At 61.0% G+C, this 12260-nt stretch carries 9 protein-coding genes; 5 read left to right on the forward strand and 4 right to left on the reverse strand.

Features of this window, described 5'->3' with window-relative positions; translation table 11 throughout:
• Positions 1–94 precede the first annotated feature (94 nt).
• Together ACIQWO_RS04170 and ACIQWO_RS04175 are read left to right on the forward strand one after the other, a co-directional pair.
• Positions 95–907 (forward strand): IclR family transcriptional regulator, encoded by an 813-nt coding sequence (locus ACIQWO_RS04170; protein WP_402819539.1) that lies wholly within the window; start codon positions 95–97, stop codon positions 905–907.
• Between the two features lie 409 nt (positions 908–1316).
• Positions 1317–2591, forward strand: a complete 1275-nt coding sequence (locus ACIQWO_RS04175; protein ID WP_402819542.1) for a GGDEF domain-containing protein — start codon at positions 1317–1319, stop codon at positions 2589–2591.
• Positions 2592–2604: 13 nt separating this feature from the next.
• On the opposite strand, the gene ACIQWO_RS04180 is transcribed toward ACIQWO_RS04175, so the two are convergent.
• Positions 2605–3393, reverse strand: coding sequence for a hypothetical protein (locus ACIQWO_RS04180; RefSeq protein WP_402819545.1), 789 nt, complete (start codon positions 3391–3393; stop codon positions 2605–2607).
• 251 nt (positions 3394–3644) lie between these two features.
• Between ACIQWO_RS04180 and ACIQWO_RS04185 the strand changes: the two genes are divergently transcribed.
• Entirely contained in the window at positions 3645–5111 is a 1467-nt protein-coding gene (locus tag ACIQWO_RS04185; RefSeq protein ID WP_402819548.1) for a DUF1254 domain-containing protein, read from the forward strand.
• An 84-nt stretch (positions 5112–5195) separates the two neighbouring features.
• Positions 5196–6713 carry a DUF1254 domain-containing protein gene (locus ACIQWO_RS04190; RefSeq protein WP_402819551.1) on the forward strand — a complete coding sequence of 506 codons (1518 nt, stop codon included), beginning with the start codon at positions 5196–5198 and terminating at the stop codon, positions 6711–6713.
• 43 nt (positions 6714–6756) lie between these two features.
• Here the strand turns inward: ACIQWO_RS04190 and ACIQWO_RS04195 are convergent, their stop codons facing one another.
• Positions 6757–9462 carry an autotransporter outer membrane beta-barrel domain-containing protein gene (locus ACIQWO_RS04195; protein WP_402819554.1) on the reverse strand — a complete coding sequence of 902 codons (2706 nt, stop codon included), beginning with the start codon at positions 9460–9462 and terminating at the stop codon, positions 6757–6759.
• A gap of 168 nt (positions 9463–9630) precedes the next feature.
• Here ACIQWO_RS04195 and ACIQWO_RS04200 point away from each other — a divergent pair, with 168 nt between their 5' ends.
• Positions 9631–10020, forward strand: coding sequence for a hypothetical protein (locus ACIQWO_RS04200; protein WP_402819557.1), 390 nt, complete (start codon positions 9631–9633; stop codon positions 10018–10020).
• Positions 10021–10065: 45 nt separating this feature from the next.
• On the opposite strand, the gene ACIQWO_RS04205 is transcribed toward ACIQWO_RS04200, so the two are convergent.
• Both ACIQWO_RS04205 and ACIQWO_RS04210 read right to left on the reverse strand, forming a co-directional pair.
• The gene (locus ACIQWO_RS04205) at positions 10066–11541 is read right to left on the reverse strand and encodes a DHA2 family efflux MFS transporter permease subunit (RefSeq protein WP_402821809.1); all 1476 of its coding nucleotides are present in this window, start codon (positions 11539–11541) and stop codon (positions 10066–10068) included.
• Between the two features lie 168 nt (positions 11542–11709).
• Positions 11710–12198 carry a MarR family winged helix-turn-helix transcriptional regulator gene (locus ACIQWO_RS04210; RefSeq protein ID WP_402819560.1) on the reverse strand — a complete coding sequence of 163 codons (489 nt, stop codon included), beginning with the start codon at positions 12196–12198 and terminating at the stop codon, positions 11710–11712.
• Between the last annotated feature and the right edge of the window lie 62 nt (positions 12199–12260).

Consider the following 12260-nt stretch of genomic DNA (forward strand, 5'->3'; position numbering starts at 1 on the left):
TTTTATGCGATAATCCAGCCAAATCCGTCAAAACACCCATCTGACTGTGGCCACCATCAAAACCCCGCGCAGCCGCGCGAAAGACAAGACCGCCGTGACATCTGTCTCAGCAGAGACGCCGTCGGCAGCGTCGTCGACGGAGTCTACGCTGTACGTCAATTCCGTCGAAAAGGCGATGAAGGTGCTCACCGCGTTCGATGGCTCGAAGCGTCATCTGTCGCTGTCCGAAATTGCGGCGGCGACCGGCCTCGACATCAGCGCCGCGCAGCGTTTCACGTTCACGCTCTCGGCGCTGGGTTATCTGCTGAAGGATCCGCAGAGCAAGAAGTACGAACTTTCGCCGAAGCTCCTGGACTTCACGTATCACTATCTCGTCTCGAACGAACTGGTCAGTCGCGCGGCACCCTATTTGCAGCAGTTGGCGGCAGAGACGGAAGAGGCGACCAATCTGACCGTGCGTCTCGATACGGATATCGTTTTCGTATTGCGTATCGTCAGCCGGAGTGTGTTCAACGCCAACGTCATCGTCGGCTCGCGCCTGCCCGCGTATTGCACGGCGCCGGGGCTGGCGATGCTCGCCACGCTCGATGACGCAGAGATCGACGATATTCTGGCGCGCACCAACCTCGTCCAGTTCACGCCGTCCACGGTGTCCCAACCGCGCAAGATCAAGGAGCGGCTCGCCCGCATCCGCAAGCAAGGCTACGCCCACACCGAAGACGAGTTCTTCATGGGCGACATCTCCACGGCGGCGGCCGTCGTCAATCAGGATGGCCGGGCCATCGGCGCGATCAACATCGCCGTGCCGCGCGTGCGTTGGAATGCGGAGCGCGACGAGCGCCGGTTTGCCGATCTCGTGATTCAGACGGCAGGCGCATTGTCGGCGCGGCGGCGTCAGGAAATGTAAGAGAGGCAGTGTAAGGAAGGTTGAGATGTCGTTGTCGGGCGGGGCTGAGCGTGCCTTGTCGTCTCAATTTGGCGTGCTAGAATCCCGCCGCATGGACATGGAGCAGTGCTGAATTCAGGGAATTCCGGCGTCGCGCGTCAAAAAACACAGCGGGTCCACGACCGTGTGGGCTTCAGGGAAGCGCGAGACACGCCAGCGACGACGGACACTCCTTAGAGAAACCGATGGCCGGACCGGGGCGGCCAGACGGTGCGCCGCATACGGCGCGCAAGCGGCTGCCACGTTTTGCCATCTCCAAAATAACGAACCGCTGATCATTCAGTCAGGTTTTACCCCCCGTATTTCAAACTGCGCATGTGTCCGGGGCGGTGATGACCGCCCGTCGGCCGTGCGTACGGGGGACGGAGCCATGGCTCTTGGTTTGTCGCTGCCGGCGCTAGACCTGCCGACGCTACAGTTTGTGACCTTCTTGTTGAGCATTGCGACAGGCATCCTGTTCATGCTCGACGCTTTACGCCGCGACGAAGCCGAATCGCCACGATGGTGGAGTCTGGCTTTCCTGCTCGCAACGTTCTCCCCCGTGCTCTATCTGTTGGCATCCCGAAGCGCTCAGCTCGCGGTGCTCTATCCACTGGGCAACGCCGTCGCCACACTGGCGTTCGCCATGGTGTGGAGCGGTGCGCGGCGCTTTTACGGTCGAAGCGTGCAGTGGGTTGCGGTCTTCGGCGGTCCAGCGGTGCTGCTTTGGGGGACGTGGCTGTTTGCGCGGCCGCTCGATGCCTGGAGCGGCGGCGTGCTGTTCTTCTCGTTGCTGGCGTTCTACAGCCTGATGGCCGCCAGGGAGTTCTGGCAGGCCTCGGGGCTGCGGCTGCCTAGCAGCATCGTGCTGGCGGTCGTCGCAGTACTGCACGGGTCGTTCTACACGGCGCGCGCCGTCGCACTCGTGTGGCTCGGTCCGACCGATTCGCAATTCCTCGCATGGTTCGGACCGCAGGTCTCCACCACCGAGATGCTCGTGCTGATCGTCGTGGCGAGCTTCCTGATGGTGTCGCTGGGTAAGGAGCGCTCGGAGATTGCATTGCACCGCGCGGCGACTCGCGATGGATTGACGCAGGCGTTCAACCGCCCGGAATTCACGCGGCTTGCCCGTGAGCAGTTGCGACGTCACGGCGCTGCCCGTGCGCCCGTCGCATTGCTGCTCCTCGATCTCGATCATTTCAAACGCATCAACGACACCTACGGCCATCCGTTCGGCGACACGGTGCTGCTGCTGTTCGCACGCACGGCGTCGCAGCAGCTTCGGGCAGACGATATCTTTGGACGTTACGGCGGTGAGGAGTTTGCGTTGTTCCTGCCGGGCGTGGGTGCCAGCGAAGCGCAGACGATTGCCGAGCGCGTGCGTGAAGCGTTCGAGCGTTCGGCACGGATGGTGCAGGGCGAGACTGTCGCCGCGACTGTGAGCATCGGCATCGCGTGCGACGAACGCTCACGGGGTGAGCTGTCGTCGCTCGTGCAACGCGCGGATCGCGCCTTGTATCAGGCCAAGGCTGCCGGACGGAATCGCTGTGTGCGTTACACACCGGAGACGGCCATGCCCGTCGTCGATCCGTCAACCTTCCGTACTGACCGTGCCGAACCTGCCGAGGTGGCGGCGACGTCGTTGCAAGCAGCGGCAGGTGGTTGAGGGGCGTCTTAGCTCAGTGCCCGAACGTAAAGTTCACGCCTGCGAAGATCTGCCATTTGGGGACGTTGCCCGAATGCGCGACGGAATACTGCGGTTCAATGAAGGCATTGACGATAGTCGTCCCCATCTTCCATGCCTTGCCTGCGCCCAGACCGACGGGAATGTAATAACTCCCGTGCTGTAAATCGAATGTCCAGATACCGGTCGAGCGCAGATACCAGCCTTCGGGCAGGTTAAAGATGAGGAACGGCTGACCGGTGAGCGTTTGTACCGTCGGCCGGTCGCCCTGACCGGCGAACGAGTGTTGCCACTGCACCAATGCACCCAGCAACCCCGCCTTGCTCGCATGTATCCCCACGGCGGCCAGACCCGCCTGCCACTTCCCCGTCCCCAAAGACTTGTCCGTCGCCGTCGGTATCGTGACCAGCGGACCCACGCCGAATTGCACATCGCTTCCCGGGTTCAACAAGAAGATATCGAACAGGTTGATGTCGCCGAGCCCGGTCTTGTAGCCCCCATTGGGATCGGGGCGGGTACTGATCGGAATCGTGCCGCGCAGAATTTGTGGCACCGGCACGATGCCATTCGGGCCAAGCGGCACCGTCGGACGCAAAAGGAAGTCGTTCGTATGCGTGTTGGTCCCGAAGAGGGACGGCGTGTAGTAGTTCTGCACGTTGAACGACGCCGCCAGATTCAGCGGGTTATTGCTCTTGTTGGCATCCTCTGCGGAGGTCTGGGCTTGCGCAGCGGCCATGCCGACCATCAACCCTCCCGCAACAAGGCAGCGACGGCTTGGCTTCATCGTGGTCCCCATTCGGTGAATGACTGATTTTGTCTATGCAGATGGAGTCGAATTTTAGATTTTTTGATAATTAATTGCGATGCTTATTTAAATTTTATGGTTGCGTAATAATTAAAATTATCAAATGCGGTGTTTGACTTTTATTTTGCGTTGTCAGAATATTGTTGCGGGCAATAGATTTTAAAGTGTAATTTAAATTACTTTAAATATTATTCTGAATTGACGTTCCGATAAAAGCCGGAGGATCTGCAATGAGTCGAATGAACCGTTGTGTCTATGCGCTCGCGACCATCGGAATGCTTGGCGCGGCCGCGCCGTTGCATGCGGCCGATGCCAATCCGTACCCGTTCAAGCAGGGCTATCCGACACAGGCTGCGTCGCAGCATGTCCGTGCCGACGAGGTGTTGCAGCGCGCCATCGTGGCCTACCGGTTCTGGTATCCGACGGTGTCGATAGAAGGCATTTTTAACGGCAACCGATCGGTTGGCATCGAGGACGGAAAACAATGGGGCCTTGCGGCGGCGGGGCCCAGACAAATTGGGTTCACGCTTAACTCCGACACACCCTACGGTTCCGGGGTCATCGATCTCTCGGAGGGGCCTGTGCTCATCGAAATACCGCCGGGACCGTTCATCGGTCTTGTCAACGATCACAATCAAGGCTGGGTCACGGACATGGGATTGCCGGGGCCGGACGCAGGCAAGGGCGGCAAACATCTGATTCTGCCGCCGGGGTATCAAGATAAGGTGCCGGACAAGTCGGAGGGCTACTACGTGGCGCAGTCGCCATCGCTCAAAAACCTTCTGGCGCTGCGTTCTTTGCCGCTGGACGGCAATCTGGCGAAGGCAATGGCAGCGTTCGACGGTGTCAAAGTGCAGCGTTGGACGCCGCAGGGGATGACCGGATCCGCATTGCAGGCGGTCGACACGACGAAGCTTGCGCTCGATAGCTCCTCCCTGAAGTGGGAAGACAACATCCAGTTCTGGGAGAAGCTCGACAAGATCATTCAGGAAGAGCCCATCCAGCCAAAGTTCTTGCCGATGTACGGTCTGTTGCAGGAGTTGGGCATACAGAAGGGGAAGCCCTTCGCGCCGAATGCAGCAACGAAAGACATTCTCACCCGCGCAGCACGGCTTGGACGCGATCAGATGCTGGTCTCGGCATTCGACAGCCAGCGACCTGAGATCAAGAACTGGCAGGATCGCCATTGGGAGTGGGTTGGGCTGGTGCCGGGCACGGCACAGTTCGAAACACCTGCGGGTATCGATCTTGACGCTCGCGACCGCTGGTTCGCTCAGGCGATCGTGACATCGCCTGCGATGTTCCGTCGCGACGCCGGTGCAGGATCGCTCTATTGGTTGAGCGCCCGTGACAGTCAGGGCGTTTATCTCGACGGCGGTAAGCAATACACGCTGACGGTGCCGCAGCCGGTGCCGGGCAAGCTCTTCTGGTCGGTCACGCTGTATGACGCGCAGACGCGCTCACAAGTGCAGACCGATCAGGACAAGGCGGCGTTGCGCTCACTGTTCGAGCTGAAGGATATCGATACGACGAAACCGGTAGTGCTGAGCTTCGGCCCCAAACCGCCGAAGGGCGACGCGTCGCACTGGATCAAGACGGTGCCGGGCCGGGGCTGGTTCGCCTACTTCCGGATTTACGGGCCGGAAGCGGCAGCGTTCGACAAGTCATGGAAGCCGGGGGACATCGTTCGTCAGTGAACGACGATGACACTGCACTGAACGTTGAATCGAGCGGGAGCGCTGGCTCCCGCTGCCGTCCCGATCTTCCCGCACGGAGCTACCATGACGACCCACAGATTTCCGCTTCGCATTTTCGCAGCGCTCGCCGCGCTGACGCTCGGCGCTTGCGCAGGAACGCCTCCCAATGCTTCCTACCGGATGACGACGCCGATTCCGCCGAAGATCACGACAGCGTCGTCCGTCGACACCCGTATCGGCACGTTGACCTATTTCGATGGCGTACCGACACCGCAGACCGCTACGCGCGTCTACGACAATCTCGATTTCCTGCGCGGCGTGGAAGTCTTCCTCAACGGCGTGCCCGGTGCGTCGATGGCGGGGATTCGCGCGGGCCTGCGCGACGCCGGCGCGACAGGCAGTACGGTCGGCATCTTCGAGTCGTTGATGGATTCGAAGTCGCTGTTCCTCACGGCCAATACGGAAAGCGTCTATTTCTTCAACTGGATGGATCTGAATCAAGGTCCCGTCGTCGTGGAGACGCCGCCGAACATTCTCGGTGTCGTCGACGACTTCTGGTTCCGCTATGTGACCGACATGGGGAATGCCGGGCCGGACAAGGGCAAAGGGGGCAAGTATCTGTTCGTGCCGCCCGGGTACACCGGTGATCTGCCCGCGAGCGGTTATTTCATCGTGAAATCGCCGACGTACGGCAATCTGTTGTTCGGCCGCGGGTTCATGCAGCACGGCGATCCGAAGCCTGCCACGGCGAGCATCAAGGCCGGACTGCGCGTCTATCCGCTGTCTCAGGCGAGCCATCCGCAGCCGACACAGTTTATCGACCTGTCTGGCCGTGTCATGAACACGGTGCACGCGAACAATATCGAGTTCTACCATGAGATCAATCAGATCGTGCAAGAGGAGCCTGCCGGGGCCTACGGGCCGGATATGACGGGATTGTTTGCCGCCATCGGCATGGAGAAGGGAAAACCTTTTGCCCCCGACGCTCGCATGACGCAGATTCTGACGGATGCGGTGGCCGTCGGTAACGCGACGGCGCGCTCCATCGACTTCGCGAATCGCAATCCGGCGGCATACATCTATCCTGACCGACGGTGGACGACACCGTTTATCGGTGGCAGCTATCAGTGGCTGAACGACGGGGCACGGAACTTTGACGCCCGTACGATGTTTTTCTACGCCGCGACCATCGATACCCCGGCGATGGCCGTTGCGATGCCAGGCATCGGTTCGCAGTACGCGGCGACCAATACCGATCGCAACGGGCAGGCGTTCGACGGCAGCAAGCATTACGTGTTGCACGTGCCGCCGAACGTGCCCGTCAAAGATTTCTGGTCGGTGGTTGTGTACGACACGCAAACGCGTTCGATGCTGCAAACGGACCAGTCATTCCCGAGTTTGTCGAGTGAGAAGGATCTGCTGAGAAATGCCGACGGATCCGTCGATGTCTACTTCGGACCGACACCGCCGCCTGGCAAGGAGAAGAACTGGATGCAGACGATCCCCGGCAAGGCATGGTTCACGATCTTCCGGCTCTATGGACCGCTTCAGGCGTGGTTCGACCGAAGCTGGAAGCTGGAGGACATCGTGGCCCAGGGGTAGCGCAGAAGAGGGAGGGGCGGGGCAATCCACCCCTCCGAAGGGATTACCAGCTCCAGCGCAATCCCAGTGTTGCCGACACGCTCTGCTGGCGGGTATCGTCGATTTGCGTGAGGTAGGCGAGCGTGGCGTACACGCTCGCGTGTTTGTTGAAGCGTCCGGCGACGCCGATGCCGAACTGTGCCGCCGTGGTGTTCGCGCTGCTGACGATCGGTGTGGTGCCGCCGAAGATGGCGCGGCCGTCGTTGCCGAACGTATGCAACAGGTTGAACAGCAGGTAAGGTCGCAGCAATCCGCGTGCGCCGTCGTAATTGCCCTCCAGACGTGCGCCGATGCGCGCAAGCCAGCTATTGGTGTTGGCGAACGACACCGATGAGACGGCATCCGTCAGATCGTTGAGCGACTGATGCTGATAGACGATCTGCGCCTGCGGTTCCAGCATGAGGCCGGGCGTCAGACGAATCGGCCAGCCAGATTCGAGCGACGCGGCCACCGCCTTGCCATGCGTGCTCGTGTTCATGCCGCTGACGGGCTTCGATTCATATTGAAGCGCTGAGCCGAGGACGACCGCGTCGACGTAGGCGAGGTTGGGCATCACATGGGTCCAGTACAGACCCGCGCTGTACATGTCCAGTCCCAGCGATCCGGTGTGCGTGTCCATCGATCCCAGTGCAGTGCCCTGCGTGTCGCCGTAGGCACGCGTCCATCCCGCAATGACGCCGATGTGGTCGTGATGCCCGCTGTCCGCGCTGCGCGAAAAGAGATCGTGACCGACCTGCACGCCGCCGATGTTGCCGTCGAACTGCGGCGACACGTCGCCCTTGGCGCGGAACTGTTCGGTTTGCCCCCAGACGCGTGCCCAGCCAGCCGGTAGCACACCGTTCTCCGTCAGCAAACCCTGTTGCCCCTGTCGTTCGTGAAACGTGCCCATCTGCGCGAAGCCAGCGACGCGTGCGATTTCCGGCATCGCCGAATAGACGGGGACTTCCACACGATAGATGGGCATAGGCGTCGAACCTACAGCGGCCGTCGGTGGGCTGCCCGCTGCGCCAACAGGTGAAAGCACGGTGGTGACTGTCTGGCCGGTCACCGGGTCGACGTAGGTCACGGCGGTCGCCACCGGCACTGTCGAGCGCAGGAACCAGCTGTTCTCCGAGCCGGGGGTCGTACCCCCGCGATACAGGTAGTAGGTATATGCCCCCTGGCTGACCGTGCCGCCGAGGGCGAACGCGCTCGCGCTCGACGTCGCGCCGCCCACGGCGTTGACCATCGGAATGCCGTTGCCGGTCGTGAGTCCGCCGGTGCCGCCCATATTGTTGACGGCAATCGTCGTGCTACCGCCGATGGTGCCGCCGCTGACCGTCAGCGGGGCGACTTTGGACGAGTCGTCGCCCAGCGCCGTATCGATGGCGAGCTTGCCGCCGCTGCCGGTGTAGTTGCCGGTCACGGTCAGTGTGCCGTTGCCGCTGCCGTCGCCCGGGTGTAGGGTCCCGGCGTTGGTCAGGTTGCCCGTGAGCGTGCCGGTGCCTGCGAGTGTGGCACCGGCGGCGACTTGTGACGTCGCGCCGCCCAGCGTGCTGTTCAGATTGAACACGCCGCTTTGAAACTGCGCGGTCGTGAAGTTGCCGCTGCCGGTCCACGTCCAGCTATCGCCTTGCATGTTGAGCGTGCCGAAGTTCACGAATGCGTTGCTCGCCGTGCCCGTGCCCTGCAAGTTGACGCGGCTGACCGCACTGTTGCCGCCATCCGCCGTGCCGATAATTTGCGAACCGGTTTGCAGCGTGAGGGTATTGGATTTCGCCGCTGCGTTCATAGCGATGGCGGTGCCGACATCGCTCTCGATCAAACCGGCGTTAGTGATCGAGATCGTGCCGTTGACCGTGCGAACGCCATAGCCCTGGCGACTGATAATCTGACCGCCCGACTGGTTCACGATGGACGAGGTGAAGCCCGATGCGGTGTTCGATACGACGGCGTCGCTGTTGACGCCACGCGCTTCGATGTAGCCGCTGTTCGTGAGGTTATTGTTGTTGCCCTGCATGAAGACGGTGAATGACCGGTTCGATGCCGTGCCGCCGGTGGTGATGAGCGTACCGCTGTTCGTCACGGTGCTTTGTCCGCCCACGACGCTGATCGCACGGCTGCCGCCGCCATTGGCGGTGATCGTGCCGGTGTTGACGAAGGTGCTATTCAGGCCGAGGCCGGACGATTGCCCCCAGGCCGCGGTCATGCCGAAGGCGATCGGGCCGTTGACTGTGATTGTCCCGTTGTTGGTCAGCGAGCCGTGGTTGCCGTTGACGGCCATGCCGTCGTTCTCATACCCCGATGTCGAAATGACGCCGGTCGATGTGTTGATCAGTGTGTTGTTGTCGTGTGCGCCGAGCATGGCGGCACCGCGTCCGGCCTGCGGCGAATTGCTCCCCGTCATACTGACGGTGCCCGAGTTCGTGATCGTGCTCGATGAATCGACGGTGATGGTGGCGACGTCGGCGGTGGTACGGACCGAACTGATGGTCGCCCCTTGCTGTACGTTCACGCTGACGCCTGTGCTGCCCGCTTGCGCAGCAACCACGCCGTCGGTGCCCGTGCAGGTCACGGTTGTGCCACTGGCGGGTGCGACGTTATCGCATGCGGCGCGTGCCTGAGCGGTGATGCATAGCGTCAGGGCGATAATCAGGGGTTTGAGTGGCAGAGGCGGCGACTGACACGGCGAACGCCGGACGAACTCAACTGCACGTGGCGAGATTGTCATATCGCACTCCTGAGGGTGGCGAGTTTTTAATTCATCGTGCGCAATTCGAGTGAGTTCAAATTAGATGTTCAACTCGATAATTACAAATGTCGCCGTTGTATTTCGGTGAGTTGTAAGAAATTGTTACCGTTATCTAGATCTTCTAAAGATTATTAAGGCGAACAGCGTATGCCATCCTCTATTCGTAATTCGCTTCTCTGGATTTTCGACGCGTTCGAGCGTGACGATACCTTCATGCACAAGCGGATGTTCGGGGCGGAGGCGGCGTATCTGAATGGCCGCCAATGCGTTGCGGTGATCGATCGGGATCCGCCGTGGGATGGCCTGCTGGTGTGCACGTCGCATGAACACCATGCGTCGCTCATTGATGAGATGCCGGGGTTACGCCCGCATCCGGTTCTGGGGAAATGGCTTTATATCCCGCAATCGAAAATTGAATTCGAAGCGGTTGTCGAGCGCGTAACGAATTTGGTACTTGCCGGAGATTCACGTATTAGCATTGAGCCAAAGCCTAGAAAGCCACGTAAATCCGTAAAGAAGCGCGCGTCGAATTTATAAGATATTTATTAATGACTCGCGCGCTTCGGTATTGCCAATATTGCTTTAGTCGGCAGCGACGTGAACCATCTCTTCGGTTTCGCCGGGGGCCTTTTTCTTCATGCGGATGAACAGCAATAGCGGCATGACGACAATCGTCAGGAACAGCATGAGACGGAAGTCGTCGAGATAAGCGATCATCGCCGCCTGGCGCGTCACCTCCGCGTTGAGCGCAGCCATCGCGGCCGCCCCGTACGTCTGAACGTAAGTCTCGACGCCTTGTGTGAACGGCGTGATGCGCTCGGAAAGTACCGCGTGGTTGACCTGCGTGTTCTGCGTGAGGAGTGTCTGCACGACCGAGATGCCGATACTGCTGCCGATGTTGCGCGACAGACTGTAGATCGCGGCACCGTCCGCGCGGAACTGGCCGGGCAGCGTGGCGAACGTGACGGTGGTCAGCGGCACGAACACGAAACCCAGTCCAAAGCCCTGAATCACGCCCGGCCAGACGATGTCCGACGGGCTCAGCGTCAGCGAGTAACCGGCCATCATGTGGAGCGAATAGGCAGTCAGCGCGAAGCCGAAACCAAGCAGATAGCGAACGTCGACTTTGCCGACCAGTCGCCCGACGATCAGCATGGCGGCCATCGTGCCCGCGCCGGAAGGGGCCGTGACGAGCCCGGTCAGGATTGCGGGGTAGCCGAACAGGCTTTGCAGCATCGGCGGGAGCAGCGCCCGTGTGGCATAGAGAATGATGCCGACCACGAAGATGTAGACGACGCCCGTGTTGAAATTCCGGTCGCGCAGCAAAGCGCGGTTGAAGAACGAGTGTTCGCCCGCCGTCCATGTGTGGACGATGAAGTACGCGAAGCAAATGATTGCGCCTAGCATTTCCAGCCAGATTTCCGTCGAATTCAGCCAGTCCTGCTGTTCGCCCCGGTCAAGTAAGAGTTGCAGCAGACCGATGGCAAGACCCAGCGTGACGAAGCCCAGCGCATCGAACTTGCCCGCTTTCTGTTCCGGCGGCTCCTTCAGATAGGCGGCAATCCCGAGGAAGGCGATCAGCCCAATGGGCAGGTTGATGTAGAACACCCAGCGCCAGTTGTAGCTGTCAGTGAGCCAGCCGCCGAGCGATGGCCCGAGAATCGGTCCCACCATCACCCCCATCCCGAAAACGGCCATTGCCGAGCCGTGCTTGCTCAGCGGGTTGATGTCGAGCATGGTCGCCTGCGAGAGCGGCACCAGCGCTGCGCCGCAGATTCCCTGGAACAGACGCGCCGCGACAATCTCCGTGAGCGAGTGGGCCATGCCGCACAGCGCGGAGGCGATGGTGAAGCCTGCGACGGACCACAGGAAGACGCGTCGGCGTCCAAAGCGCGCGCACAGCGTGCCGGTGAGCGGCGTGGCGATGGCGGCGGCCACGATGTAGGACGTCAGAACCCAGGTGATCGAGTCCTGCGATGCCGCCAGACTGCCTTGCATGTGGGGCAGCGCAACGTTGGCGATAGTGCTGTCGAGCGTCTGCAAGATCGTTGCCAGCATGACGGACGCGCTGACGAGGGCGCGATGTTTGCCCGGATCGTCAGCAATTTTGGGGGATGCCACGGTAATTCCTCTGGTAGATCGTCGTTCTGGTCGTGCCCGACGTTGTTATGTGTCGCTAAGCGCGAAATGGCGCTCGTCTCCTCCTGCTGCCGTGTTCTCCGACGTTTACTCCTGATCCGCCTCCTCACGTCGACGCACCGGTGCCGGGCATTCCGCCTCGGCGCGTGTCAGATTGGCCAGCACTTTGCCGAGCAGTCGGGACAGTTCGGCGCGCTCCGCTGGCGTGAGATCGGCCAGCGCTTCGCGTTCTGCAACGTTGGCGAAGGCGACGATGGTGTCGATCTTGGCTTCGGAGGCGTCCGTCAGATAAAGCAGATGGGCGCGTTTGTCCTTGGGATCTCGCTCGCGGCGCACCAGCCCCTTTTCCCGTAGGCGGTCCAGGAGGCGCACGAGCGCCATCGGCGTGAGTTCCATGCGCTCGGCGAGTTCGGCCTGCGTTTGCACGCCATAGCGGTGCAACATCACCAGCACGCGGCATTGGGCGCGTGTCAGATCGAAATTACCCCGGGCGCGCCGGTCGAACAGGCGCGAGTAGACCCGTGCCGTGTCGTGCACCAGCGTGCCAAACCGGGAAGACCAGTCGATTTTCGGCATGTCTTGGAATGTCGTGGTCGATCACCGGACCGACGTCGAACGGAACAGCTGCACGTCGCGTC

This window comes from Pandoraea sp. NPDC090278 (assembly GCF_044772185.1).
In the GTDB taxonomy this organism is placed as follows: domain Bacteria; phylum Pseudomonadota; class Gammaproteobacteria; order Burkholderiales; family Burkholderiaceae; genus Pandoraea.

Excerpts from the sequence above, each read along its gene's own strand:
- ACIQWO_RS04175 (WP_402819542.1), top strand. The coding sequence starts at position 1,317 with ATGGCTCTTGGTTTGTCGCTGCCGGCGCTAGACCTGCCGACGCTACAG.
- ACIQWO_RS04180 (WP_402819545.1), bottom strand. The coding sequence starts at position 3,393 with ATGAAGCCAAGCCGTCGCTGCCTTGTTGCGGGAGGGTTGATGGTCGGC.
- ACIQWO_RS04185 (WP_402819548.1), top strand. The coding sequence starts at position 3,645 with ATGAGTCGAATGAACCGTTGTGTCTATGCGCTCGCGACCATCGGAATG.
- ACIQWO_RS04190 (WP_402819551.1), top strand. The coding sequence starts at position 5,196 with ATGACGACCCACAGATTTCCGCTTCGCATTTTCGCAGCGCTCGCCGCG.
- ACIQWO_RS04195 (WP_402819554.1), bottom strand. The coding sequence starts at position 9,462 with ATGACAATCTCGCCACGTGCAGTTGAGTTCGTCCGGCGTTCGCCGTGT.
- ACIQWO_RS04200 (WP_402819557.1), top strand. The coding sequence starts at position 9,631 with ATGCCATCCTCTATTCGTAATTCGCTTCTCTGGATTTTCGACGCGTTC.
- ACIQWO_RS04205 (WP_402821809.1), bottom strand. The coding sequence starts at position 11,541 with ATGCTGGCAACGATCTTGCAGACGCTCGACAGCACTATCGCCAACGTT.
- ACIQWO_RS04210 (WP_402819560.1), bottom strand. The coding sequence starts at position 12,198 with ATGCCGAAAATCGACTGGTCTTCCCGGTTTGGCACGCTGGTGCACGAC.